A 26,528-nucleotide genomic window follows, 5' to 3' on the forward strand; every position below is an offset into this window, starting at 1 on the left:
TTTTCAGCCATAAATCTATTGCAGTTTGAATAGGTCAGAGGCACGATAGGTTCGTCTTCCAGCGATGTTGCCTCACCAATATTCCGTAATTTAGAGCACCCACTGATACCGACGAGCCTTGTTTAGTCAGCTATTCAGCTTCAAACCCACAAACTAATCGCTAACTTTTCTATCGTTGTTTCTCAGCACTCTCAACCATTTCATCATACTTTTGAGCAAGCCTTGCAGCTCTGTATGCAACTAAATCTTTCTGCTTTACCCCCAGCCCCAAATTTTATAATATACGGCAAAGTATATTTTATCTTAACAAGATTACACTTTGATATCTGATGTTCTTTGACTTCGATTTTTGATTTTCACCTCGCTTCGCGAGAAGTCTATCCAGTTTTTTTTCGTAGGTTTAGGATATGAGTACAAGTCTTGAATTTACCTTATATATAAGAAACACTCTTGTACTCATGCACTCAACTTCAGAAGAGCAAAGCACGCTGGCTATTCTACTGGCGAAGCCAGGCCAATCACAAAAAGAAGCTAAGAAAACAATTCTCTAACCCTGTCTATATACAAAAACAGCCAGCACAACCCACTGACAATAAAAAATTTTCCAATATAAGGAAATAATTTAAACATAACAAATCAGACACTTAACCATAAAATATTAGACACTGATAATATTTAATATATGGCAAAGTATTAACAAGAAGGCCTGATGTTGTTAAAATAAATACATAAGAAATTGAGAGTCGAAGTGACTCATGCGCATCGACCAAATTAGCGTATATCTCAATAACTAAACCAAACTAGGTAGAGCACAATGTCGAACCACCTACAGCTCTCTCGCGTAGCTAAAATCGCGACTTCAAAATCCAGAATTCAAGAAACTAAACATCTTCATATAGAGATCTCAAACGCATATGAAAGTGGCTTGAAAGCATCTCAGATCGAAATTCACACTAATAAAGCAAACGCATTCGAAGATGCTAAGTTAGCGCTACAGAAGAAAGTGAAGCTGTTCATTGATAGAGAAAACCAAAAGCTCAGCGCAAAGAAAAACAGCTTCGATAAAGCGCTATACCTCTACACCCTAGCGATGACGTCTGAGCAAGAAAAAGAAGCGATAGAGAAGATTAAATTCGCATCGCTGCTGCAAGTTCCACGTCGCATGAGCGCTGAAATGCTTGCTGATGAAATACGCAAAGTGCTTTCTGAAGATAAAGCTAAAGCAATGATCAAGGTATGCTCTCTGTTCATCGAGCACATGAAGAACAAAGTACGCAAATTTCACTCAATCGATGAAAATGACCCCGACATAACTGTTATCGAGCAAGATTACTCAGATCTGGGCGACATCTGCGAAAACAACAACAGAAACGAGCTACACCTAATCACTGGCCCTACTGGCTCAGGCAAAACCGTAAACACGCTTCTTCCAACTTTTGAAGGCGCTTGCTACGACGATAAAATGCCACTCTTCATTAATGGTTCAAGAGCTCTAGCTGCCGCAATGCTTAACCCTGACGACCCGCGCTACTATAAATGGGCTCACATTGAGGCAACAAAAGGCGTACTGGGCGTAGTCTATAAAATGATGCTTGATGAAGCATACGGAGACCATCGAAAAAACAGCAATGTTCTCATCATTGATGAAATCGAAGATGTGCTAGACCTTTGCACACAAACAATTGCCGGTGATGGCTCTCTAGATGCATTGAAGCTTCTTAACGAGCGTCTGGATGCTCAGATTCACAAAACCCCTCTAGTAGTGGTTTCTGACGCAATGATGAGTCAAAACACCTTCGAGCGACTAAAGATAATCGCCAAGGCATCGGGCAAGAAAATCTTCGTTCACAGACCAAAAGTGAAGCCAAAAAACACGAATGTTACTGTGATGACTGAAGCTCAATGCACCAGCAAAATCAACGAAGCATCAAAGAAATTACAGAACGTATTTGTTTACAACGATGGCTCTCAAGACGGCAAAGAGTCTAAGTTCAATGCTAGATATAATTCTCTGAAAGCAGATAACAAAGTTCAAGTAAACGCAGCATTCATGCACTCTATTCGAGCTCATGAGCTAAGCAACCCTGCCTCTTTCGCTGATAAGCACCAGGTTATTTTCGCGTCACCGACAGCCAAGTGCGGGCTTTCAATTCCTAATCAAAGCTACAAAACATCTGCAATCTATGGCTACGGCACAAGTGCTCCAAATGACCTTCTTCAAGCGGCTCACAGAGCTCGCTGCACTGAAGAAGTATTTCTTGCTTTGAACATCAAAGGCAACTACTGCTCAGCAAATGAAGATAGAGTCCTAATTGACATGATTCTGAAAGATCAAAAAGAGGACTTATCTAAAGCATCGTTCAACGAAATGATGAAAGACGAGACTTTGAAGATGATTGCTGAGCGCATTGCATTTAAAAACGAAGCGCGTAAGTACTTCGAGTTCACAACTATCACAATGTTCGAGCAAAATGGCTACAAGATCGAATACTTGAACGAGGATAGAATAAGCAAGAACAGTCATCAAAAACAAGGTTCCAAGGCCAATGAAGAAGGCGCTGTAATCGAGAAAGAAGAGCGCTACGCAGGCATTATCAATGCTGAGTTAATTGCTGAAGAGGTTGCTATGCAGCGCAGAGCTGACGGCGATATAAACACTCAACAACGCAAATTCGAGCTTGAGAACTACGATCTTCGCAAGTTCTACAATACTGAAAAAGTGGACACTCTTCTGCTTGATTTCGACTATTCAGGCCGAGGTCGCAAACAAGTGCGTAACCACATGATGAGCAGAGGCCACGTTTACGGAACTTCACTCAAAGATCAGTTCAACGCACTTACGGTTAAGACATTCTTCGAAATGGTTAGCACTAGAGACGACTTCAAATTCACTTCAGAAGACCAAGGCGCAAAAATCAAGGCTTGGGTAGAAGCTGGAACTCTTAAAACTGGCGAGCACACAGAGCTTGTTAAAGATTACTTCTTCCGTGTTTTTCCAAACGCTAGATTTGGCAACTCAACTCTGACAACGCTAAAAGACATTTTGGATACAGAGTTCGGCATGACGCTAAAATCATGCAAAGACCAAGCATATAAGCTTGATGCAAAAGGGAATAAAATCGAAAATAAAAGCGGCAAGGGATATCAGCGCTACTGTCACAGAGCATTCACTGCAACAATGCACGAAGTAATAGAATTCTTCTTAGCGGCTCATGCTGGAGAGCTAACAGTGCTTAGTTTTACAGAGCGCACTCAGAAAGACGCATGCGAAGTCATAGAAGTAACTCAAACGAGCAAGACTTCAGATGAAGAGCTCAAAGAGGCAAAGGCAAAATCAGACTCTATTGAGAAAGCCATTCAAAATCTTGTCGCATAAATTGAGCACAAAAAAAGAGCACTCGACCAAAAGTGCTCTTTTTCACAAACCAAAGGTTCAATGTCAGAAGTCTTTCAACTTCTAATTACATTATAGCACTACAGCAGATTATTGCACCATTTTTCCGCAACAATAAGCACTCATTATTGCGATTTTTGCAATCAAATTCAGTAGTCAATAATTACGATTAAGACTAAAAGCTGAAGTTTTTGTTGGTTCATATTAATGCCCCGCTTCAGTAAAAATCCCGAATCTCGCATACGGTAAAATGAAACATAACTTCAACAAGAAATGCAGATCATCACGAACATGATTCACGTACTCAGAGCTAAAGCTGAAATAACAAATCTGGAAACTGTAAGCTCCATCTTCCTGAACTTGGTCGTAATACTGCTCTGGGCCGCACATTTCGAACCATTCTAAAAATTCGACTAGCAGCTCGAATTGCAGATGGCACATGAGCAAACCGACTGTCATTACAATAAGCATGCAACCTCCTTTGCGTTAGATCGGCCCATTAGGGCCGAAGACACACGTTCTAAAGATTTTGTAGCTGGGTTGAGTAGTCCAGGCGATAGTCGCTTAGCTCATAACCGCAATCATAAGTACATGATACTGGCGTCAGGGCGTTGAGTGATTCAACAAATGATTTATGACCAAAGGTGTAACCGTGTGGATGCTCGCTATTGTTGCGAATATCAAACAAGAAGCCAATACCTTCATTTTGTCCAAATTTACCCAAGAACCAGTTGTACGCTTGTCCATAATCAGCGTACTCATTTGGGTTTGCGAAGCCGTACACTGTGCCAGATTCAGGGAAACCAATTACATCCAGTGTTTGGCGACCATGACCTTTATCGCTAGTTACCGTCATTCCCGATAGCTTCACCGCTTGACCTTCGCTGTACCAACGCTCTAAGGCAATATCTCCGTCAAGAGGCGCAGTAATCGTGATCTGAAGATGGTGAATAACTTCATGCGTACCGATAGTCAAGTCATCCGAACGCTGTGTCGCTGATTTTGCAGCCACTTCAAAGCCTGTCTTTGTACCCATGCCCCACTCAGAATTTGAGCGACTTGAGCTAAGGCAAACAACCACCTTCTCGATTGAGTCAAAAACATCGGCAGGTGTTGCATCAGTGTAAGCGCCATTTGTATCAAACTCAGCCTTTAAATCTGCATATAGATCAGCCTGCTCTTGATGAGTCATTCTTTGAAGCTCAACTTCGAATAGGCGGATAGCCCACGCTCCGCCAGGCAGTTCATTGCCAACGATGTAAGTGCTAATATCTCGCCAATCAGATACTGGCTGCGCATCATAAAGACCAGATCGCGTTGCACCATCAAAATAACGATCTAGAACCTCATCGTCATATAGATCGATGCTTAGTTCTGGATCTCCGGTGTACTCATTCGCATAATCAATTCCAGTAAGCATTGTGGTAATTCGGCCTGCTATTTCGGTAGATACGCCTGGCTTAAGAGACAAGTACTGCTCATAAGATAGACCCACTGCTGCAAGTGCTCGATCAAGAGAACGCTCACCCAAGGTCGCCCCCCAACGATAATCATCATCAGACATGCCGCCTTCACCAACAACGATTACGCGATCTGACTCAAAGTAGCGACCATCAGAATTCTGTGCACATTCCCAACCCAAATCAGTCTGATTTGGATAAAGCAAGTGATTAAAGTTAGTGGCATTGGCATCTTTAAATGAGCCCGCCACATAACTATCTGACGAGATACTAGTATTCCCTAGACCGCCGCCACCGCCGCTACTATCGCCATCGCCACCTTCACCGCCGCAAGCAGTAAGTAGAACTGAAGACATAACTATCCCTACGCTGATAATCAAGTTGCGCATATTTACTCCTAATTGTGTATTAGATTGGTGTCAAAATGGTAGCGATTTACTGTCGTCAAATCGCATTTCAAACTCTTGAACTGTTTGTAAAATTCTTGGCGCTTTGCGCCATAAAATTTGCTTGCTCATATGCTCCCATCGCGGATTCGGCGCATACTGCTGTGACTTAATTAGCCCAGACATGCAAGCAAGGGTATCAGTATCGCCACCCACAAATTGGCAAGCACGGATAGCTGTTTCAACGTTGTGAGACTGAAACAGAGCAATAAAGATTGCTAAAGGTACAGTGGTCACAGCGCTAGCATCAGAAGTCACAGCTTCGCTTCGCATCTTTGCTAGATTATGCGAGTGAGTCTGATCAACGTAGTAGTTCCACTTCTGATACAGTTCTTCGCAAATCTCTTGCGCTGATATACGTTTGCGCATCGCCCACGTTGCCCAAGCCACTGCCTGAGCCCCGTCTATCGCTTCTTGATGACTGTGCGTAGCCTCTGCCGATTTTTTCGCGAGCCTGAGCACTTCGTCTTCGTTCTCAAGATAACCAAGTACTCCAGCACGAGCAGCAGGGCCGTTTGTGTAGCTACTATCTGATGGTTTTCCTGTTCTTATCCAGTGCGAAAAGCTTGGCCCATACTTGCAATCACTGAACTCGTTAGCATAGTGCTGATAGTACGTTGCGAAATCGTCTCTATCATCAAGCATTGCATGAGCTGTTGCAGCAAGAAGCACACTGTCATCTGTCGGATGGGCTTTCGCGCAAAACATCTTTGCTTCGCTCAAGTTGTACGTTCGCAGCTGAGCTACCTCGAGAAGTGAGCCAGCAATGTCACCAATAATTCCACCTATCAATAGTTACTCCTACTTGTAAGACTCGCAGCTTTCAGCTGTCACCGTTACTCTAAACTCAATACCTGAAAAATCTCGAACCGGTAGACCTTGCATGCTTGTCAGTCGCTTATTTCTGTACATTTGCACATGCCAGAACAGCACGAAGCTGTAATAAGGAATGCAACCAACTTGGAACACATCAAGATCATAATGCGGCTTTCGAAAGTAGATTTCGTCGCTCAGCATGTCGCGTATGTCACTCTCTTTATAAAGAGACTGATTTCTCAGATAGTTGCATACTTTGAGTCGCACCCTTGCTCCGCAAAGCTGTTCCATCGGCTCGCTATCCCTGTCCCGAAATAGCGAGTAAACAACTGCTCGATTGACATCTCTAAGTGTCTCAGTGATCAGCAATCTGGTTTCTGACTCAGTTAGATTTCGCACATCTAACTCAAGTCGCTCTGCTGCTTGCTCAAGAAACATATCAACCTCCCAATTTGTCGAACTCTTCTAGATCATCCAAATCGATATTATCTAAGTCATCCCAGTCTAAAGTTGACTCAACGACCGAAGCAGGCAAACCATCAGGCGGCAAATTCGGCAACTGATTATCAGTCGATTGTAAAAGCGTATCGATAATGCCGAATTCGTCGTCTTCTTCTTGAGTACAGATGTAAACGATGAACGTATCGAGCTCTGCGCTCAGCTTCGTTTGATAAGCGCACATGTAGAACTGTACTGACTTTCTATCGCTCACTTGCACTTTGAAGAAGCTTCTCAAGTCGCTAGCAATTGGGGCGTAAGGAAGCACTTTCAGAAACTTGTCTACATCCACTGCATTATGATTTTTGATGAATTTATCGACTGCTGGCGACAGCTGGATTACGAGCGCTTCCATTCGCTCTAAGGTATCCCGCATGCCCGCCTGAGTCGTAGCGACTTCAATTAGTCGCTCGTACTTTTTGCGATCAAATGCGGGTTTAGTCATTCAGTTTTCCTTCAAGCAGTTCATCAATCTTGCCGCCGCTCAGGCTTACGCGCTTGTCGGGATTGTCGATAAAGACAGTTACTTGAAACTTGTTTTCTGCATGCGAGCTGACGCAGAACATCAGTTTGATGTCGTTGTGCTCAAAAGTTTGTAGCGGATGAGTTCGAGTGTATTCAATCGCGTGAATAGAGCTGTGTAGCTCTTTGATTTGAATTGTTTCTTCATCGATGAGCTTCTGCACTTCAGACGAGTACAGGTAGTTCACATGCTCCATATCTTCAGAGAACTGACGAGTAGACTCGATGCAAAGAAGAGTTGAGAAGTCGTTATAGCGTTTTAGTTGTGCTGTATTTAGCATAGTTCAAAGCACCTTTATTTAGGTTGAGTAAAGCTCTACGCAAGACGCGCATGTTGAGCAGTTTTTTTTGGTTTTGAACTATTAAAAAGAAGTGCGACTTAAAGTGTCGTCTAAATAAAAACTGTCTTCAGACAGGGTAAAGCTAGTTGTTTCTCCTGCTTAGTTAGCTACAAAAATTGCGTAATCAACAATGAGTAACGCTGCGACAAATAAAGCAATGTATCTGAAAGACATAAATCTAAACATTTAAATGTACCTCTCGCCGACGGGTTAGCACTTTATCATAATTATTAGTTGACGTCAAGTTTATTTTGTGAGTGACCTGCTGCACAGAATAGAAGCCAGCTGTTATCTGGTTGTATTATATACAGATTCCATTCTAGACATTGGCGATTGTCTGGCAATGGTATACAATGTGCGCCTGCATTTAGGTCCCCTTAGTTTAATGGATAAAACAAGAACCTCCTAAGTTTTAGATGCAAGTTCGATTCTTGCAGGGGACGCCACTCTTCGTATACCAAATACCCTCGTTTGCCCAGAATTAGCGTCTGTTAATATTTTCAGTCAACAAATTGCGCTATGAAAAAAGATATGGAAAATTCAAATACTCACAAATAATTGTATTAAAAGAATTATTTTTATTAATGCACACTAATAACGATACCCTCCTAAGTCTTAGACACAGGTTCGAATCCTGTAGGGGACGCCAGTATCTGCGTAACAAAGTATGCTCTAACCCTCATTTATGTGCATCACACCTTACTGCGCCATAATTGATTTACAGCACACTTGGCTTATTTCTATTGATATAGCTACGCAGCCTCCTTCGCACACTCACTTTCCGCAGCTTTGCGGGCGGCGATAGCCTCTTCCCGCTTCTTAAAACACCCTAAATGCTTGCGTTTCCCTTCGACAATTATATGAGCCATCCATAGTGCATCTCGTTTGTGAAAACTTACACCCTTCATGTTCTTACCTCGTCAATCTACATTATGCGTGCCTTGAAAGTGAAACTAGCTCACTAAGTTGATTACAGCGTTTTATAAGCCATTAGTAACGGGCAAATACTTAGTAGCCACACACTTGTTAGCAATGCATTTCACTTATTTGACGCTAAAGTCACCCACAGAAAATGAGCTAAAGCTGTTACCGTAGTTCCTTCACTGTTGGCTGCTAGTTACAATTTTCTTTTGGACACAAAAAAGCCGCCCTGGGGCGACTTCCTATCTAGATATTTTCATCAGACTATCCTTCTGACAACACAGATATTACCACGCAGCCCTTTGCTCAACTATGTATAGTTCATATACGCTAGGTGAATCGCATAATGCAATGATATCAAACACCTAGCGGGAATCGTTACAGCCAACCGCCTCTCTACTCACCCGCTGATTATTACAGTGCCCACCTTTTTACTTCTAGAAAACAAAATTTTACTCCCGTCACTCGTCAACATTTGGCGTAGCTAGAAACAAAAAAGCCTCGAACAAGTCGAGACTTTTGCACTAGCACTTAGGTACTAAATAGCGCCTGCTCCTGGCATTGCCTTACACACATAAATGCTTTCTTTTAACCCTGTAAGCGCTTGATATTTCTTCTCCACAGCTTGGCATACATCATCCACAAGCGCCGGTGACATAAGCGCGACAATACAGCCACCAAAACCGCCACCAGTCATCCTAACGCCACCTTCCGCACCAATGACTTGTTTTACGATATCTACCAGCCCATCAACTTCTGGAACGGTAATTTCAAAATCATCACGCATAGAGGCATGAGATTGCTCCATAAGTACACTCAGCTTGGCCATATCATTAGCTTTTAGTGCTTCTGCGGCTGCTAAAGTACGAGCGTTTTCGGTTATCACATGACGAGCGCGTTTAGCCACAATAGGGTCGAGACTGGCCGATTTTTCTGCAAATACCAACTCGCTAACATCTCGTAAAGATTCAAAGCCTAAACCTTTGGCCGCCGCTTCACATTGTTCGCGGCGAGTATTGTATTCACTGTCTACCAGACCACGTTTTTTGTTGCTGTTAATAATAACAACCGCCATTTCTTCTGGCATTGCCACAGCTTTAGTATCTAGAGAGCGACAATCGATTAGCAAGGCATGGTTTTCTTCGCCTTCAGCAGATATTAGCTGGTCCATGATGCCGCAATTACACCCTACAAAGTTGTTTTCAGCTTCTTGGCCTATCAGCGCCAGTTGCTGCTGCGATACATCTAAGTTATATAAGGTTTTAAACGTTTGGCCGATCACAACTTCTAAAGCTGCGGAAGAGCTTAAACCGGCGCCTTGGGGCACGTTTCCGCTAACGGCGATATCGGCGCCAGCAAAGCTAAAACCTTGTTCAAGCAATACTGAAATAACCCCTCGAATGTAGTTAACCCACATCAGATCTTGGTCAAATTCCAAAGGCTGGCTTATATCAAACTGGTTAACTTGATTGCCGTAATCTACTGATACCACCCGCACAATACTGTCTGTACGTGGAGACGCAGCCACTACTGCTTGGTAATCAATAGCACAAGGTAAAACAAAGCCATCGTTGTAGTCGGTGTGTTCACCAATTAGGTTAACTCGACCAGGTGCTTGAATCAGTTTTTCTGGCGCCTGACCGGTCATTTCAGTAAAGGCACTCGAAACCTTATCAATTAGTTGTTGTTGGCGATTAGTCATTAACGGCTCCTTTACTGATTTTGTTCTTTATAATGTACGTCGCTTAAGTTACGTAGCTTTTCGGCTGCTTGTTCGGCAGTTAAGTCACGTTGGCTTTCGGCTAACATTTCATAGCCCACCATAAACTTCCGTACACTGGCACTGCGTAATAGCGGTGGGTAAAACAGTGCATGTAACTGCCAATGCTCTATAGAGGTATCCCCCTCTTTAAAGAATGGTGCATAGTGCCAGCCCATTGAATACGGGAATGAGCACTTAAATAAATTGTCGTAACGGCTAGTTAGCTTTTTGATGGCTAATGACAAATCATCGCGCTGTTCATCACTTAGCTCGCTCATACGGCGAATATGCGCTTTTGGCAATAACATGGTTTCGAACGGCCAAGCGGCCCAATAGGGAACCACCGCTAACCAGTGTTCGGTTTCAACCACGGTGCGCACACCGTCGGCTTGCTCCTTGGTCGCATAATCAACCAGTAAGTTGCTGCCATATTGCTGGTAGTAATCACGTAAGTGTTTATCCTTACGTTCTATCTCATTAGGCAAAAAGCTATTGGCCCATATTTGGCCATGCGGGTGTGGCTGAGAGCAGCCCATAGTTTCACCCTTATTTTCGAAAGCCTGAACCCATAGGTAGTCTTGCCCCAGTTCTTCAATCTGCTCATTCCACGTATCAATCACACCACGAATAGCTGGTATCGAAAGCTCTGGCAGGGTTTTACTGTGATCAGGTGAGAAGCAAATCACTCGGCTCAGCCCGCGTGCTTCCATGCTAGTAAACAAAGGATCGGCAGATTTTGGCACATCTGGCGAGTCGGTCATTAGCGCTGCAAAATCATTCCCAAATACATAGGTGCCCTGGTAATCTGGATTAACATCGCCAGAAATTCGGGTATTACCAGCACACAAAAAACAGCCTTCGTCGTAGCGAGGAAGCTCGGCGGTAGACGGCGTTTCGTCTTGGCCACTCCAAGGTCGCTTAGCACGATGCGGAGATACCAAAATCCACTGCCCGGTTAAAGGGTTGTAGCGGCGATGCGGATGCTCTGTTGGGTCAAATTTAGTGTCTAACATGAGATTTTCTTACTCCATCAAAAGCACCCATTGGGTGCTCCTTATTTCTAAACAATTACTGTTCGTAGCCCTTGGGATTATTTGACTGCCAGTTCCAGGTATCGGCGGTCATATCATCAATGCTACGCGTGGCTTTCCAGCCTAAAACTTTTTCTGCCTTATCGGTTGCAGCCCAGCACTCTGCAATATCACCATTGCGACGAGGACAAATTTGGTAAGCGATCTCTTTACCACTGGCTTGGCTAAAGGCTTTTACCATTTCCAGAACCGAGCTACCCTTGCCAGTGCCTAAGTTGAAAATATGTAGCCCTGCTTGTTCGCCAATTTTGGTTAAGGCAGCAACATGTCCATCGGCGAGATCCATCACGTGAATGTAATCGCGCACGCCAGTGCCATCAGGGGTAGGATAATCATCACCAAATACCGATAAGCTATCTCTACGCCCAACCGCAACTTGAGCAATAAATGGCATTAGGTTATTAGGAATACCTTGAGGATCTTCGCCCATTAAGCCGCTAGGGTGAGCGCCTACAGGGTTAAAGTAGCGCAGTAAGGTAACGCTTAAGTCTGGTGCGGCTAATTGAATATCGCGATAGCACTCTTCAACCATAAATTTACTGCGGCCATAAGGATTAGTTACATCACCGGTTGGGGTGTTTTCATCAATCGGCATAACACTCGGCTCGCCATACACCGTTGCCGAAGAGCTAAACACTATGCTCTTTACACCTGCTTTTCGCATCACATCGATAAGTACTAAGGAGCCATTAACGTTGTTGTCGTAGTATTCATAGGGTTTCTCAACCGACTCACCCACCGCTTTTAATCCCGCGAAGTGAATCACTGAATCAATCTGATGCTCGCTAAAAATCTTTTCTAGCACTGCACGGTCTCTAACATCCCCCTCGTAAAAGGCGGGCTGCTGCTTGCTTAAGGTTTCGATGCGCGACAATACTTCGCGCTTACTGTTGCACAGGTTGTCTAAAATAATGGGCGTTAAACCAGCATTAATCAGTTGTACACAGGTATGGCTGCCAATGTAGCCCATACCGCCTGTAACCAAGACCTTATTCATTACCTTCTCCAAAATCTGTGCAATTAAAGATGCACCCAGTTCTCTTACAAACTGCTTTCACAGCCTCGAATAAGTATATTGAAGCACGAAAGGGTAAACGTTTCCACTTTTAAATATAAAGTAATTGAGCTATTAGCTATTTTTGCGGATCCGCTCAATTTTTAAAATCGTTTAGCGCTACTGTAAACTCCAACTATCATGGCCTTAAGCAACTAGAGGCAACTACTCACCAAGCCATGTAATAACTACCATTCATGGTTACTAATGAAATAATAAAACTGACCCTCCAAATGCAGACATTCCATTTTAGGGGGAAAACTTTCCCTAAACCATTTCCATTCACCAAATGAGACAACGTTTACCCAACAATAAGGCTAGCAGTAAATCCCATAAGGGGATCATGTTTCCTTGAGATATTCGAACAAACGGATGTTTTTGTACATAATTCGGACATATCCAGAGTTAACCCTGCATTTATTTGCTAAGCACCAGCATTTAGCTGCCAATTACCAAAGAATATTTCAAAACTGTTTAGCTTACACTTGTACGCTAAAATAAAACTCCCTAAAATAGCCGCCTTATTTTGGCTATTCGCCCTCATCCTCATAAAGGTAGAAACATGCAGCACATCGTTAACATGCTAAGCCAACAAGCTCAGCAGCAGTTAGATCAGGTGGCGCTAAAAATTTGGCGCAATCAAGCATGGCAGTGTTTTACATGGAAGGATTTTTCTCAGCAATGGACGCTAGTAGCAAAAGGCTTAATTAGTCTTGGTCATACCGAGCAACAAGCCGTAGCTATAATGTCTCCCAACATGCCAGAGTGGACTATTGCAGATCTAGGCATACTAGCTGCACGGGGCTGTGTGGTGCCTATCTACCCCACTAATACGCTAGAGCAGAGCCAATACATTATAGAAGACGCTAACTGCCAGATCTTATTCGTAGGGCAAGAAGAACAAATTCACATTGGTTTAGAACTTCTAAATGCAGGGCGAATAAACACACTAATATGTTTTGAAGATAGCCAGCACACAGAGCTTGAGAACGTACTCAGTTGGCAGCAGCTGCTGGAGCTGGGTGAGCAACAAGATAAGCTAATACTTGAGCAGCGCAGTGAGCGCATAACAATGAGCGATCTCGCAACCCTAATTTACACCTCTGGCACTACCGGTGAACCCAAAGGTGTAATGCTTGATCACGCTAACTTTGCAGCAGCTTTTGCCATGCATGACCAGCGTTTAGATGTAAGGCCTGAGGATGTATCACTAAGCTTCTTACCGCTAAGCCATGTTTTTGAGCGAGCATGGACCTATTACATCTTGTACCGCGGCGCGAGCAATATCTATTTGGAAGACCCAGCACAAATTCAAGAAGCATTGCCACGCAGCCAAGCGACTTTAATGTGCAGCGTTCCACGCCTGTATGAAAAAATCCACGCCGCTATCTTGCAAAAAGTAGCCGCTGCGCCAAAAACCAAGCAAGTATTGTTTAACTGGGCTTTGAATATCGCTCAGCAACGTTTGTCATTTAAACAAGCAAACAAAGCGCCAAATGCACTGTTTAATTTGCGCTTTGCCTTAGCCAACAAACTAGTGCTCAAAAAACTACGGGCAATATTTGGTCCGGCCCGTTTGTTGCCCTGCTCAGGCGCTCGACTAGCCGATGACATCAACAGTTTTTTCCAAAGCTTAGACATCCCTATTAATTATGGATACGGCATGACCGAGTCTACTGCGACCGTCTCTTGCTACAGTGAGAAGCAAAAGACCATTGGCAGTATTGGGCAACCTTTAGAGGCCTTACAAATTAAAATCTCAGAACAAGGAGAGATTTTAATTAAAGGTGACACGGTGATGCGCGGTTACTTTAACAAACCAAAAGCCACTGCAGAAACCATTGTTGATGGCTGGTTACATACTGGTGATGCAGGAAAGTTAGATACAGAAGGTAACTTGGTATTAACCGAGCGAATTAAGGAGCTAATGAAAACCTCCGGCGGTAAGTATATTGCACCGCAACGTGTCGAAGGCGCCTTGATTAGAGAGCCCTTATTTGAACAGGTGGCAATTATTGCCGATGCGCGCCACTTTGTGTCTGCGCTTATTGTGCCGGCATTTGAAGCCTTAGAAATGCATGCAAAACAACTCGGAATAAAATGGCAGCATCGTAACGAACTGCTAGAAAATGCCGAAATAAAAAGCCTTATTCAGGCTAGGCTTAAGCAAGTTCAAACCAACTTAGCCAGATTTGAGCAGGTAAAACAATTTACCCTATTGCCACGTGAATTTTGCATGAAGCAAGGTGAGCTTACTCCAACGTTAAAACTTCGACGAGCCGTGATTGAAAGCCGCTTTGCCGAGCAGATTAGCGCGATGTACGCAGAGCCAAAAACAGCTTAAACAATAAATGAAAAAGGCGCTTTAAGCGCCTTTTTTATTGCTGACTAATCTTCCCAATTAGCCCGCATACTTTCGATAGTCTCTTGGCTTACCCCATGAATATTGGGATAAACTGCGCTACATACTCGCACCTCTAGCTTTGCTTGGTACTTATCAGCCAGCTCTCTGTAGACCTGCATTTCCCATTGCTTAACAAAGGTATTGGCTACCACTACATTGCTACCTTTAGCTAGGTGGTATTCGGTTTGTTGCTGGCACCATTGATGTGCCAGCCCAATATCTTCGGCGCAATAATTATATGTGCCTTGTTTATCAACAAAGTACATATCAGCTTCTAGATGAACAGCATCTAAAGTGGCGGCTAAGGTAGACTTGCCGCTACCGGGCAAACCTCGAATCAGAGTTAGCCTTAACGGCTGCTTATTCAACTACGAAACAGCCTTAAGTAATGGTGTCTCTTGCTCTTGGCAATACGCTAATGGCGCTTGTTTTAATAATGCGATCACCGCTTGCTCGTCCATCGCTTCGCACGCTTGGTTTAGCTCATCAAACAAAGCCATCAACTCTGCCCAAGGCATAAAGCTCTCATTGGCTGTAAGAATACGAGGGTGATCGGTTGGTCGCTCATCATCGCCCACCAGCAACTCTTCATACAGCTTCTCGCCAGGGCGCAATCCAGTATATTTAAGCTCAATATCACCATCAGGATTGGCTTCATCCCTTACTTCCAACCCAGAAAGATGAACCATGCGTTTAGCAAGCTCAGCAATTTTCACTGGTTCGCCCATGTCCAAAACAAACACTTCTCCGCCCGTAGCCATAGACCCAGCTTGAATCACTAACTGAGCGGCTTCCGGAATGGTCATAAAATAACGAATAATATCGGGATGGGTAATGGTTAAATCTTCGCCTTTACGAATTTGCTCTTTAAACAGGGGGATTACTGAGCCAGAAGACCCCAGAACATTACCAAAGCGAACCATGCTAATAGTGGTCTCGGATTGGTGATCGGCCAAGCTTTGCATCACTAATTCGGCTAAGCGTTTCGTAGCGCCCATTACATTGGTCGGTCGCACCGCTTTGTCCGTTGAAACCAATACAAAGGTGCTTACCTTGGCTTTAATTGCCGCCTGAGCAATATTGTATGAGCCAAACACATTATTACATACGCCCTCAACAACATTTTGTTCCACCAATGGCACATGCTTGTAGGCCGCGGCATGGTATACCGTGTCTACCTTATTTGCTTTCATCATCGCGCTTAAGCGCGGTAAATGCTGAACCGAGATCATTAAGGGGACTAGTTCAACATTAAGCGCTAACGCTTCACAGCGTTTAATAAGTTCACGTTCAATTTCATACAAAGCAACCTCAGAGCGCTCAACCAACAACAAACGCTTAGGCCTAAACTGAACAATTTGGCGACAAAGCTCAGAGCCAATAGAACCACCAGCACCACTTACCAATACAGTTTTATGGCGAATAGAGCTGTCCATTAAGTGGCTATCAGGGCTGACAGCTTCACGTCCTAATAAATCTTCAATATCCACTTCTTTAATTTGGTCAACCTTAGCTTCTCCGGTCACCAAGTCGTTTAAGCGAGGTACGGTGAGCACCTCAATATTCAAATCAGCTAGAGAGCTAAGAATCTCAGAGCGGCGTTTTTTACCGGCGTTGGGGATCGCCAATAATACTTTGTCCACATGAAAACGACGGATTAGCATAGGAAGTTGCTGAGGAGGATAAACGGTTAAACCGTGAATCAGTGAATGCCGCAATTCCTTTTTATCATCAATAAATGCGAGCGCTTGAAAATCATCCCCTTGGCCAATGGCTTGCAGTAGCTGGCGACCACTATCACCAGCACCAAAAATAATCACATTTTGTTTAGTGCTATTTTCTAACCAAACAAACAAGTAACGAACCGCAAAACGCACACCACCACACATAATCACGCCAAAGGCTAAATAGATAAATGGTGCAGTTCTTGGGATAACCGCTTGAAAATAAAATGAGGTAACAATCATTAAAAGGGTGGCAAGGGCAAAACTAAACAAGATTGCTTGTAGGTTTTTTTCGTTAATATATCGTAGCACCGCCCGGTAAAGACCAAAGTACCAAAAGCCTGCCAAGGTTGTAAAAATCACCGAGCCAAAGGTTATCCAGGTTGGCGTATCAGAAAAATAATGATGGCTTTCAAAGCGCACCCACAGTGCGCCCCAAAAAGCTAAGCTTAAAAAGACTATGTCGAGCGAAAAAATAAGCGCAACTTTTTGTCGGCGACTTGGCCGCTCGAATAAACTCATCAAATTAAATTGCGGTAACATCTAAATTCCTTTTTAGACAAATATCGTCAAACAAGCATTTCTGCGGACATGCGGCTTAAACAATCCTGAACAAGCTCGCAAACATGCTGCATGTCTTGGGTGGTGATTGTTGGGTGCACCATAAACATAATGGCACTGTCACTTAAGTGCTTGGCATTAGCTAATGGCAGCTTCGGTCGAACATCTAAACCATCGAAGGCCTTTTCCAAGTAAACTTCACCGCAACTGCCTTGCATACAAGGTACACCTGCAGCATTTAAACTGTCGATAATTTGGTCGCGACTTATGCTGTTTTGGCCTTTATCAACAAAGGCATAAAACTTATAAAAAGCATGTTGAATATGCTCGGGTACTTGAGGAACAGTAATAAAAGGGAATAGCGCTAAACAACTAGCCAGTTGCTGAGCATTGGCTTGTCGCTGTTGCTGCCATTCAGTCATGCGAGTTAGCTGAATTCGGCCAATAGCTGCTTGCATCTCAGTCATCCGCCAATTGCTACCAATACTCTCGTGTAACCAACGAAATCCTGGCGGGTGCGCTTTATTAAACACGGTATCGTAAGACTTACCATGGTCTTTATACGACCACATTTTTTCCCACAAAGCCTTATCATTGGTGGTCACCATGCCACCCTCACCACCAGTGGTCATAATCTTGTCTTGGCAAAATGACCAAGCAGCGACATCGCCCAATCCACCTACTGGCTTACCACGATAAAGGGCGCCATGAGCTTGGGCGCAGTCTTCAATCACAAACAGCTTATGTTGTTGGGCTAGCTGATTAATCGCATCCATATCGCAAGGCCAACCAGCGAGGTGCACACAAATAATCGCTTTGGTTTTATTGCTAAAAACGGCTTGAATAGTTCCTGGGGTGATATTTTGGCTAGAGAGATCAACATCGGCAAAAACAGGTTTAGCACCAACATTAACGATAGCGCTGGCCGAAGCAATAAAAGTGCGCGAGGTAACCACAACTTCATCACCAGCGGCAATGCCTAAGGCCCGGAGAGCTAACTCTAACGCTAAGGTGCCATTTGCAACAGCAACTGCAAAATTGGTTTCTGCCCAAGCAGCAAATTCTTTCTCAAAGGTTTTGCCTTGGGTACCGGTCCAGTAGTTAACTTTATTTGATAGCAGTACATCACTTACAGCTTGAGCTTCCTGCTCTGTAAAGCTTGGCCAAGAAGGTAAATCTCGCATTTTTACTTTTTTTAGTCCTTTAAAACACCTTCCTTATATTGCTGTAAAACTACTCAATCTACAACTTTAGTAGTGTGAATTAAGGTGTTTTAGCTGGGTTACCGAACACTTTTTCAGCAGACTTCACATCTTTTACCACTACCGCCCCAGCCCCTACCAACACTCGCTCCTTAATGACAATTCCCTGAATAACACAACAGCCAATTCCTAACATACTTTCGTCTCCTACACTCACCTCTCCGGCTAGGTGAACACCTGGGCAAACATGCACACAATCACCTAACTGAGCATCGTGATCAACTGAGCTATTATGATTTATAATATTACCGATACCTAAACTAGCCCCTACACTTATTGTTGAGTTAGCCATTACTACACTCCCCTCACCAAGTCGCGCCGAGGCACACACATGGGCTTTAGGGTGAATCAGTATCGGTAGTTTGAGGCCTAACTGCAGAAGCTGCTGTAAACGGCTAAAGCGTGTCGAATTATTGCCAATAGCAACGTGCACATCGTAATCGGTATTAGTGGTGAAAAAATTGAGCATCTCAGTCCAACCGCCAATCACTTGGCAACCTTCGGTTTCGCCAAGCTCTTGCCAGCGCTCATCAAACAAACAAATAGTTTGATAACCTAGCTGCTTAGCTAGCTCCACAACAACTTTGGCGTGTCCTCCGGCACCATAAATAGCTAATTTCATGATCCACTGTTCCCAGTAAATTTGCTCATGGTTGCCTCGCCCTCTGCACTCACACCGTCTTTCACAAACACCTTTTTCACGGTAAGTATCAGTATTTTGATATCCAAGATAAGCGAGCGATTATTAACGTACCAAACGTCCAGCTCAAATTTCTCCTGCCAGCTTAATGCGTTACGACCATTAATTTGCGCCCAACCGGTTATCCCAGGTTTAACATCATGCCGCTTTGCTTGCTCAACCGAGTACAGGGGTAAATACTCCATAAGCAATGGGCGTGGCCCCACAAAACTCATTTCACCTTTTACAATATTCCACAATTCTGGCAGTTCATCAGCGCTACTTGCTCGAAGTGCACGGCCAAATGAGCCTAGTCGTTCTGCGTCGGAGAGTAAGTTACCTTGAGCATCTTTATCATCGCGCATGCTGCGAAACTTAATCATATTAAACGCTTTACCGTGTAAACCAGGGCGCAGCTGAGTGAAAAAAATGGGTTTACCAAGCTTTGAGGCTACCTGCCAGCAGAGTAATAAAAATAAAGGAGACAATAACACCAACAAAATTGCCGCAGTGATCCGTTCAAAAAAGTAAAACACCTTGTCCTTAAACAACTAACTCTCTCCATCCATGTATTGCAAGATTTGTTGATTAACCAAACGAACGTCGTAACGCTGCTCTGCTAGCTGACGGCTTTCAGCGGCTTGTTGAGTAAGCAGCTCAGGTTGCTCAAAATAACGTTTTAGAGCCTCAACTAATGAATCGACACTTTGCGGCTGCACGAGATAACCATTCACCCCATCCGTCACGGTTTCTCTGCAGCCTGGCGCATCGGTGGTAACAATTGCTCGGCCGCAACTCATTGCTTCCAAAACCGTTCGAGGCGTCCCCTCACGGTAAGATGGCAGAACATAAACATGGCATTGAGCAATTAAGCCTGCCACATCCTCTATTCGACCGTGATACTTAACAGTACCTTCTTCAACCCAAGTATCTAAATCTGCTTGAGCAATCGCGCTTGGGTTATCATCAATCCAACCAGCCAAATGAAAAACACATTGGTAACCTTGCTGTTTAAGCTTTTGGGCAGCAGCGGCGTACTCTTCAACACCTTTATCTTTAAGCAGCCGAGCAATCAACAAAAAGTGTATTTGGGGATGTTGGCTATCTATTACTGGTAATTTTAGCAACGGGAAACGCGCTAAATTAATCCCAGAGCCGTTAATTAGCTTGGTTTTTTTATCTGGAACTAAGCCTTTATCAACAAACAGTTTGCGATCATCGGGGTTTTGAAAAAACACCCCGTTTGAGCAGGCTAAGCCTGATTTATACATAAGATTAACTAGGATATGCAGCACTTTTTGTTTAGTTGTATTCTGCTGAGTAAATACGTAACCCAAACCGGTAATCATCGAGTAAACACTTTTTACACCAGCCAATCGCGCGGAAAGCGCTCCATAGATGACCGGCTTTATGGTATAAGCAAGCGTTTGCTGAGGTTGTAGGCTTCGAATTAAACGATAAAGTGACCACACACTGGCAGCATCTTTTAGTGGATTTAAACCAGTACGTTGTAAGGCATAAACATGCGGTGTAATGCCCAATTCAAGCAGGGCTTTTTTCTGCTCTAGAGAAAAGTCAGGCGCTGCAATATGCACTTCTTTACCCTGCTGCCGCATCGCTTTAAGCAAATCACCACGAAAGCTTAAAATGGAATCAGCAAAGCTGGCGATGACCAGAACTCGCTTCACCCTTGTATCCCCGCCTGCTGGTAAACCTTCAAATAGCGCTGACTAATATCGCCTATCGAAAACTCTGCTAATACTCTACCCTGATTATCATTGGCAATAGTTTGTCGCACAGTTTGGTGAACATTAATCATCCTCTCAATCGCGGTTTGTAAGTCTTTAGGGCTCTGAGGAGCTACTACCCACTCTGGTTTGCTCAATATATACGCCGCATCACCTACGTCAGTAGTGATGCATGGCAGCGCATAGCTCATGGCTTCTACCAATACATTAGGAAAGCCTTCTGTTTTGGACGGCAAGACAAAAACATCGATACCTTGATAGAAACTTTCCATATCACTTACTTCATCAAGCAACATGCATTGTTCTTTAGGAAATTCATAGCGTTTAAGCAATGCCATTAGCTCTACGTTTTGAGTATTAACATCGCGGCCCGCGATCTTTAAACAGAGCGCAGAATTAGCCTTACAAATAGGCGCAAGTGCAGCAATTAAATTCGCATAGTCTTTGGCGGGATGCCAACGCCCCGCCGCGCCAATAACGCGAGCAAATTGACGCTGTTCTCTTAATAAGACAATCTGTTCGAACTGATAGCCATTAGCAATAAAATGCATCTTATCTGCAGGGTAGCCATAGGCAATATGCTGCTTAACACTCCGCTGGCTACAGCAGATTATCTGCTGTGTTTTATGGGCTACTAACTTCCCTAACCACAGCGCTAGACGCGTACTCATCTTTTCATCTTGGTATTTATCAAGCGAGTGATGAACCCCCATAAACAAGGGGAGTTTGCTGGCAAAGAGCAATTTATATAAGCCAGCTATCGCATTAGCGTGATACATCCAGCTTTGAATTAGAGATACATCGCGTTGTTTAACCAAACGGCGTAGCTTAAACACAGCCAGCAACATACTCACCGGCCCTTTAGCATTTAAGCTAATAAACTCCACCTCACTATCAGGCTTAATTAGCGAACGATTTTTTGGCGAGGCCTGCATCAACGCGATTATGACATGTTTGTGTTGCGGCTGATTATTAACTAAATTCGCTAACATCTTTTCCGCGCCACCAGTAAGTGCAAAATTGGTGATGAAATGAAATATTGTCACAGTATACTCTCAAAAAATGGCACAAAACCTTGTGTATCGATTAACTGGCTCTGACTATTGCTTGGCGGGTTAAGGATAAGCTTAGCGAGTGCTTTCGGATCTCCAACAGGGAAATAGTTCTGCTCAGGCAACAACTCGCTTGCCCCTCCTGGGCAGTCACTGGATATACAAGGCGCGCCTAAAAACTGGGCCTGAACCAAGGCATTAGGCATACCCTCAACCAATGAACTTAATACAAATGACTGACAATGCTTCATATAGCAAAATGGATTGCTTGCGAATCCTGTTAGCGATACGACTTCGCTTAACTCTAAGTCTTGAACCAAAGCCGTAAGCTTTTCGCGCAAAAGGCCTTCTCCCAATATAATTAAGCGAGTGACTTGCTGCTTTTGGCACAGGGCAATGGCCTTAATTAAAGTCTCATAATCTTTTTCGGGTACTAAGCGCCCCACCGCTAAAACAAAAGGCTGTTCATCTGTCACCCATGGGTGCTCACAAGGTGCTAGGGCTTGCTCATTCACCATGTCTTTATCTAGTGGGTTGGCCAATACTTGAATTGTCCTATCCAAGTCAAAGTAATTGCTAACATCTGCGGCTACATACTTAGCTGGAGCAACCAGGTAGTCAGCTCGCCGATAAGCATACTTAGCACTCTTTTTTACCCAAGTACGTTTTAATAATGACGATATGCCTAGTAGGTTGATAGAAGGGCAAGACGCTTCTCTGGCAACCAATTTACATGGAAGCCCGCTCAAGCGAATCGCCAATAGCATAGAAAAAGCCAAGTGGCTCTGAGAGCAAAACACTACTTTAGGTTTTATTCTTTTAAGCTGTTTAACTAGCTTAGGAATAGCTTTTAAAGACGATGACTGCTCCACAATGCTGCAAGTTAGGCTATCGTCGAGCTCTTGCCTAAAAGGGCCTTGTCCATTTAGTGAAAGAAATTCAACAGACCAATTTGATACCAATAAATTTGCTAAAGTCACCGCCAAGCGCTCCGCCCCCCCCTGGTGAAAGCTAGAGCTAAATATAAGAATATCGCACCCACTAACTGGTGACTTTAAAAGCGGAGTCATTGTTGTTCATTCCTTTGGTATTGGTGCATAGCGGCAGCAACCATAACTGCTATAAACATTAACCAACTACGGCTATACCAAACGTTCGAAGTAGAAAAAACCACACCTATATGCACTAACATCAAACAGCACCAAAGGCTTAGAGGAAAAATTCGAGTAAGATTAGCAATACTGAATAACACAAGCAGTAAACCCAAGGCTGCTAATAAACCCGCTTCAGCACCAATATTAAGTAAGGTATTGTGAGCATTCACTTCGCGTTGCGCATTGCCCTCTCGACCGATTCCTAAAGGGTTAGTCGCAATTATCTCGAGATACTCAAACACCACATCTAAACGCGAGGAGTCTTTACTGACCAGTTCTTGTTGACTAGAAAGAGATAAGCGATCTAGTGCTCTTGAGTTTATGCTGTCACCTAGGTTTGCTTGAAAGGTAACTATTACAAATAACACTCCAGATATAACAAAGCCTAATTTGGCTCGAAATGAGATCATTGAATAGAACCCCAAAATAACTAGGGTATATAGCAATAGGCCACTTCGAGAAGCAGTGGCCAGCACGGTCAATAAGGTAAACAAAACAGCGGCGGACTCTTGCCAAGTAAAGCCACTGCGACTATTTCGACATAATAGTACTCCAGCTAATGAAAACACCAAGGCTCTAGCGCCATCATTGGCATCCCCAGCAAATCCAGCTGCGCGATAATCCAAATTAGAAAACATCCCTGGATTAACGACATCTCCCCATATTGACGCGCAAACAAGCGTTAACGACAACCAACATGCACGCTGTACCGTTGCCAAAGAAACAGTACTAAACCAATTGAATAACACCATCAACCAGATTAGATGAAACCAAGGGAAGGCCGCATTAGACAAATTTACCGGTGGGCTAGCGATAAATGACAAACCATAGCAAGAGTTCACTAACAACATACTAAGTAACAGCCATTGCGTTTTGGGAAACACTTGGAAGCGTTTATCAAATAAAGCAAAAAGAACCGATACCCCTAGCATGCCAAGCAATGCCACGTATGAAAAACCGGGAATTAAGCGAGTTAAATACAAATCGAGCGCAGACAAGTGCATGGCAAACACAAGCATTGATAGCCAATTGAGAGCTTGCCTAAAGCTCACTTTGTTATCCCCTTAAATAACAGGCTTTCCCATTTACCGTAAATAATATCCGGGTGATACCGTTTGTTAGCTAAGTAAGCGGCTTGCTCTCCCCAAGCCTGTAACTCATTGTCAGGCATCTCAAATACTCGCATCAGCGCTTCACTTAACGCTTTCACATCCTTAAGAGGGACTAATAAACCCGTAGCTTCATGCTCAATAATATCTTCTGGGCCAAATAAGGTTTTATAACTTACCACCGGCAAGCCCATTGCCTGCGCCTCAAGCAGCGCCACTGGGAAACCCTCTCTGTAAGAGCTCATAACAAATACGCTAGCTTGTTGCAGCTTCTCTTTAACTTTATTGGTTGGCCCTTGCATGGTAACGCTAGACTCTAAACCTAACGTGACAATCAATTCAGATAACTGCTGTTGGTTCTCACCCGAACCGTATATATCAAAAGGCCAACGCTTTTCTTCAGGAATAAGCGCAAGTGCTTGCAAGGTATCTTGTAAACCTTTTTCCGGTGTTAAGCGACCAATAAACACCAGCTTTTTGGTATTTTCTTGTGCTGTAGCTTGAACGCCTGAAGTAGCAATTGCAGTACTGTTGCCAATAACTTGGTAACCTTGTGGCCGCCAATCTACTAAAGCTTTTTTAATAGTGTTCGTTTGCAACACCACCTCGTCAAAGCGGGCATAACAATAGCGAGTTAGCCTTTGCCACATCCGGCCATGCCTTTCAATTAAAGGATTACTCACTTCACCGCAATAAACTTCTACTGCAGTCCCTTTAGTTGCCAATAAAGCTAAACACGCCAAACGGTGGGTGAATACCATTAACCGCTCTACGCCATGGGATAATACATACCGCCTAATAGCCTTCATCGTAAGTAAATTCTCAATCAAACCAGCACCTTTGAAGTGAAAGCGTTGCTGATAACGTAGTTTGTGAATAGCTAACTTAGGGCTTACTTCAAAAACAGGAGAACCAGTAAATAAAGTAGCTAGCGCGACATCATGATTATTATCGGCAAATTGAGAGGCCAGTTCACAAGCAATTCTTTCCGCCCCACCCTGAGCTAAGCCAGGAACCAAAATAGTGAATTTAGCCAAAGCGTCCTGTCCTCACTTTACGAATAGAAGAGGGTAGCAATACGTCTCGCAGTAACAAGGTCAATAAGATAACTGACACCAAATAAATGATTGATGTGGTTAAGGCAATGCCACTAAGCCCAAACCAACGACTCATTAAGTAATCCAGCATAATGTTTAGAAAAAATGCCGTAAGATTGATTAACAACATCATTCTCGCCTTGCCTAAGCTCACAACACATCGAGATAACACCATTCCAAGCAAATACAAAGGCACCAAAAAGGTATAAAGCTGAGCAACATTCACCAGCTCAGTAGACGTTATAATATCTACTTCGCTACCTTGAAACATATACGGAATAATAAGAGGAAGGATGATATACATCGCAACAGCCACACCAATACCTAAACCAGCAGCCATCAGAGTAGCTTTAGTGAGCCTCGCTTTAAGCAAGTCTTTATCTTCGATCCATTCAGCCATGTGTGGGATCAACATACTGCCTATGCTCATTGCTAATACACTTTGAGCAACGGCAACGAATTTATAGGCGTTACCCAATACACTCACTTTCCCCTCACCAAGCTGGCTAGCAAACCCCAAATCAATCAAGGGTAATGTTGCGAGTAAGCTCGAACTTAACACCAACCAAAAAAATTCTTTAAACAATGGTTTAGTGCTGAATTTGGCCGTTGTAGAGTAGCCTTCACCCGCAAGTCTACTCAAACGCCGATGCTTATAGGCTAAGATCGAGAAATGCACTAGATAGGCAATTAAGAGGGCTGAGGCAATGTAGGAAATAGTGAGAGTTTTACCTGCTAGCATAACAACAATAACTACTGCTAGGCCTAAACCCGGCATGATCAGTTGAGACGCCCCCAAAAAAGCTAATTGTTTTTTAGCGGTAAGCGATGCGATTAAAGGTGCCTGCATTAAACCGACCGCGACAACCCCCACAAAGCAAAAGTAAACCAAAGGCTCAACTTGAGAAGGCTCATAAATAAACCGAGGTAAAATATACACAGACAGAAAAGCAAACAGTATGCTTAGTGTTAGCGAAAACAGGGAAAACTGACGGTAAAAACGTTTAAAATTAAATTGATGACGCTTTAGAAAAGAAGCCAGTAAACTATTTAATGCTCCGGTTATAATACTGATAACAAACATCGCGACAGCAAATAATAATAAATAGCTATCTAATTGGGCATTAAAACCAACTTCTCGGGCAAACAAAATGTCCCGTATAAAAGCCAAAGCTTTACCAAACACCGACAACATCGATAAAAGTAAGCCCGTTAGCAATAACCTCTTAAACACGTAACTCTTCCATTACAGCAGCACTAACCTATATAGTTAGCCTAACTAAAATCCTTTTAGTTAATAGCGCCTTAGTACATCAATACTGCTACACTAACACTGATTGTTTTCGCGCCCAAAGCAAAAAGTGGTTAAATACAGGTTAAAGCCTCAAGTCGTGAAGCGACTACCAAAACGATGTTTTAACACCTGAGCTAGG

Annotated in this window: 21 protein-coding genes and 1 tRNA gene; 3 read left to right on the forward strand and 19 right to left on the reverse strand. The window is 43.6% G+C overall.

The window, feature by feature from the left end; all coding sequences use genetic code 11:
• Positions 1-814 precede the first annotated feature (814 nt).
• Positions 815-3,376: a hypothetical protein gene (locus K5609_RS13165; protein WP_221074055.1), complete on the forward strand. Its 2,562-nt coding sequence runs from the start codon at positions 815-817 to the stop codon at positions 3,374-3,376.
• 538 nt (positions 3,377-3,914) lie between these two features.
• Here K5609_RS13165 and K5609_RS13170 read toward each other — a convergent pair.
• Genes K5609_RS13170 through K5609_RS13190 form a run of 5 tightly spaced genes read right to left on the reverse strand, consistent with a single transcriptional unit; the run spans position 3,915 to position 7,417 of the window.
• Positions 3,915-5,243 (reverse strand): hypothetical protein, encoded by a 1,329-nt coding sequence (locus K5609_RS13170; protein ID WP_221074056.1) that lies wholly within the window; start codon positions 5,241-5,243, stop codon positions 3,915-3,917.
• 30 nt (positions 5,244-5,273) lie between these two features.
• The gene (locus K5609_RS13175) at positions 5,274-6,092 is read right to left on the reverse strand and encodes an ADP-ribosylglycohydrolase family protein (protein ID WP_221074057.1); all 819 of its coding nucleotides are present in this window, start codon (positions 6,090-6,092) and stop codon (positions 5,274-5,276) included.
• 9 nt (positions 6,093-6,101) lie between these two features.
• Complete coding sequence (locus tag K5609_RS13180) at positions 6,102-6,554, reverse strand: hypothetical protein (protein ID WP_221074058.1); 453 nt, start codon at positions 6,552-6,554, stop codon at positions 6,102-6,104.
• A 1-nt stretch (position 6,555) separates the two neighbouring features.
• The gene (locus tag K5609_RS13185) at positions 6,556-7,059 is read right to left on the reverse strand and encodes a hypothetical protein (RefSeq protein WP_221074059.1); all 504 of its coding nucleotides are present in this window, start codon (positions 7,057-7,059) and stop codon (positions 6,556-6,558) included.
• Entirely contained in the window at positions 7,052-7,417 is a 366-nt protein-coding gene (locus tag K5609_RS13190) for a hypothetical protein (protein WP_221074060.1), read from the reverse strand. The genes K5609_RS13185 and K5609_RS13190 overlap by 8 nt, the downstream gene beginning before the upstream one ends.
• Positions 7,418-7,848: 431 nt before the next feature.
• Between K5609_RS13190 and K5609_RS13195 the strand changes: the two genes are divergently transcribed.
• Positions 7,849-7,923: transfer RNA gene (locus K5609_RS13195), tRNA-Arg, on the forward strand.
• 1,013 nt (positions 7,924-8,936) lie between these two features.
• Here K5609_RS13195 and galK read toward each other — a convergent pair.
• Genes galK through galE form a run of 3 tightly spaced genes read right to left on the reverse strand, consistent with a single transcriptional unit; the run spans position 8,937 to position 12,248 of the window.
• Positions 8,937-10,100: a galactokinase gene (gene galK, locus K5609_RS13205; RefSeq protein WP_221074062.1), complete on the reverse strand. Its 1,164-nt coding sequence runs from the start codon at positions 10,098-10,100 to the stop codon at positions 8,937-8,939.
• Positions 10,101-10,111: 11 nt separating this feature from the next.
• A complete protein-coding gene (locus K5609_RS13210; RefSeq protein WP_221074063.1) occupies positions 10,112-11,173 on the reverse strand; it encodes a UDP-glucose--hexose-1-phosphate uridylyltransferase in 1,062 nt (353 codons plus the stop codon).
• A gap of 55 nt (positions 11,174-11,228) precedes the next feature.
• Positions 11,229-12,248: a UDP-glucose 4-epimerase GalE gene (galE, locus tag K5609_RS13215; RefSeq protein ID WP_221074064.1), complete on the reverse strand. Its 1,020-nt coding sequence runs from the start codon at positions 12,246-12,248 to the stop codon at positions 11,229-11,231.
• 619 nt (positions 12,249-12,867) lie between these two features.
• Between galE and K5609_RS13220 the strand changes: the two genes are divergently transcribed.
• The gene (locus K5609_RS13220) at positions 12,868-14,649 is read left to right on the forward strand and encodes an AMP-dependent synthetase/ligase (RefSeq protein ID WP_221074065.1); all 1,782 of its coding nucleotides are present in this window, start codon (positions 12,868-12,870) and stop codon (positions 14,647-14,649) included.
• A 44-nt stretch (positions 14,650-14,693) separates the two neighbouring features.
• Here K5609_RS13220 and K5609_RS13225 read toward each other — a convergent pair whose 3' ends face one another.
• The 11 genes from K5609_RS13225 to K5609_RS13275 all read right to left on the reverse strand — a co-directional run bounded on the left by K5609_RS13225 (position 14,694) and on the right by K5609_RS13275 (position 26,329).
• Complete coding sequence (locus K5609_RS13225) at positions 14,694-15,077, reverse strand: ATP-binding protein (protein WP_221074066.1); 384 nt, start codon at positions 15,075-15,077, stop codon at positions 14,694-14,696.
• Complete coding sequence (locus tag K5609_RS13230) at positions 15,078-16,976, reverse strand: nucleoside-diphosphate sugar epimerase/dehydratase (protein WP_221074067.1); 1,899 nt, start codon at positions 16,974-16,976, stop codon at positions 15,078-15,080.
• Between the two features lie 26 nt (positions 16,977-17,002).
• A complete protein-coding gene (locus K5609_RS13235) occupies positions 17,003-18,178 on the reverse strand; it encodes a DegT/DnrJ/EryC1/StrS family aminotransferase (RefSeq protein WP_221074068.1) in 1,176 nt (391 codons plus the stop codon).
• A 79-nt stretch (positions 18,179-18,257) separates the two neighbouring features.
• Positions 18,258-18,878: a NeuD/PglB/VioB family sugar acetyltransferase gene (locus tag K5609_RS13240; RefSeq protein ID WP_221074069.1), complete on the reverse strand. Its 621-nt coding sequence runs from the start codon at positions 18,876-18,878 to the stop codon at positions 18,258-18,260.
• Positions 18,875-19,486, reverse strand: a complete 612-nt coding sequence (locus K5609_RS13245; protein ID WP_221074070.1) for a sugar transferase — start codon at positions 19,484-19,486, stop codon at positions 18,875-18,877. Before K5609_RS13245 ends, K5609_RS13240 begins: the two co-directional genes overlap by 4 nt.
• Positions 19,487-20,623, reverse strand: coding sequence for a glycosyltransferase family 4 protein (locus K5609_RS13250; protein WP_221074071.1), 1,137 nt, complete (start codon positions 20,621-20,623; stop codon positions 19,487-19,489). It lies immediately after the preceding gene.
• The gene (locus K5609_RS13255; protein ID WP_221074072.1) at positions 20,620-21,729 is read right to left on the reverse strand and encodes a glycosyltransferase; all 1,110 of its coding nucleotides are present in this window, start codon (positions 21,727-21,729) and stop codon (positions 20,620-20,622) included. The genes K5609_RS13250 and K5609_RS13255 overlap by 4 nt, the downstream gene beginning before the upstream one ends.
• Complete coding sequence (locus K5609_RS13260) at positions 21,726-22,805, reverse strand: glycosyltransferase (RefSeq protein ID WP_221074073.1); 1,080 nt, start codon at positions 22,803-22,805, stop codon at positions 21,726-21,728. Before K5609_RS13260 ends, K5609_RS13255 begins: the two co-directional genes overlap by 4 nt.
• Positions 22,802-23,941, reverse strand: a complete 1,140-nt coding sequence (locus tag K5609_RS13265) for an O-antigen ligase family protein (RefSeq protein WP_221074074.1) — start codon at positions 23,939-23,941, stop codon at positions 22,802-22,804. The genes K5609_RS13260 and K5609_RS13265 overlap by 4 nt, the downstream gene beginning before the upstream one ends.
• Complete coding sequence (locus K5609_RS13270; RefSeq protein ID WP_221074075.1) at positions 23,938-25,035, reverse strand: glycosyltransferase; 1,098 nt, start codon at positions 25,033-25,035, stop codon at positions 23,938-23,940. The genes K5609_RS13265 and K5609_RS13270 overlap by 4 nt, the downstream gene beginning before the upstream one ends.
• Positions 25,028-26,329 carry a lipid II flippase MurJ gene (locus K5609_RS13275; RefSeq protein ID WP_221074076.1) on the reverse strand — a complete coding sequence of 434 codons (1,302 nt, stop codon included), beginning with the start codon at positions 26,327-26,329 and terminating at the stop codon, positions 25,028-25,030. The genes K5609_RS13270 and K5609_RS13275 overlap by 8 nt, the downstream gene beginning before the upstream one ends.
• Positions 26,330-26,528: the final 199 nt, after the last annotated feature.

Origin of the sequence: Agarivorans aestuarii (assembly GCF_019670125.1) — a bacterium.
In the GTDB taxonomy this organism is placed as follows: Bacteria; Pseudomonadota; Gammaproteobacteria; order Enterobacterales; family Celerinatantimonadaceae; genus Agarivorans; species Agarivorans aestuarii.

Coding starts and splice junctions, on each gene's coding strand:
- K5609_RS13165 (WP_221074055.1), top strand. CDS start 815: ATGTCGAACCACCTACAGCTCTCTCGCGTAGCTAAAATCGCGACTTCA.
- K5609_RS13170 (WP_221074056.1), bottom strand. CDS start 5,243: ATGCGCAACTTGATTATCAGCGTAGGGATAGTTATGTCTTCAGTTCTA.
- K5609_RS13180 (WP_221074058.1), bottom strand. CDS start 6,554: ATGTTTCTTGAGCAAGCAGCAGAGCGACTTGAGTTAGATGTGCGAAAT.
- K5609_RS13185 (WP_221074059.1), bottom strand. CDS start 7,059: ATGACTAAACCCGCATTTGATCGCAAAAAGTACGAGCGACTAATTGAA.
- K5609_RS13190 (WP_221074060.1), bottom strand. CDS start 7,417: ATGCTAAATACAGCACAACTAAAACGCTATAACGACTTCTCAACTCTT.
- galK (WP_221074062.1), bottom strand. CDS start 10,100: ATGACTAATCGCCAACAACAACTAATTGATAAGGTTTCGAGTGCCTTT.
- K5609_RS13210 (WP_221074063.1), bottom strand. CDS start 11,173: ATGTTAGACACTAAATTTGACCCAACAGAGCATCCGCATCGCCGCTAC.
- galE (WP_221074064.1), bottom strand. CDS start 12,248: ATGAATAAGGTCTTGGTTACAGGCGGTATGGGCTACATTGGCAGCCAT.
- K5609_RS13220 (WP_221074065.1), top strand. CDS start 12,868: ATGCAGCACATCGTTAACATGCTAAGCCAACAAGCTCAGCAGCAGTTA.
- K5609_RS13230 (WP_221074067.1), bottom strand. CDS start 16,976: ATGTTACCGCAATTTAATTTGATGAGTTTATTCGAGCGGCCAAGTCGC.
- K5609_RS13235 (WP_221074068.1), bottom strand. CDS start 18,178: ATGCGAGATTTACCTTCTTGGCCAAGCTTTACAGAGCAGGAAGCTCAA.
- K5609_RS13240 (WP_221074069.1), bottom strand. CDS start 18,878: ATGAAATTAGCTATTTATGGTGCCGGAGGACACGCCAAAGTTGTTGTG.
- K5609_RS13260 (WP_221074073.1), bottom strand. CDS start 22,805: ATGACTCCGCTTTTAAAGTCACCAGTTAGTGGGTGCGATATTCTTATA.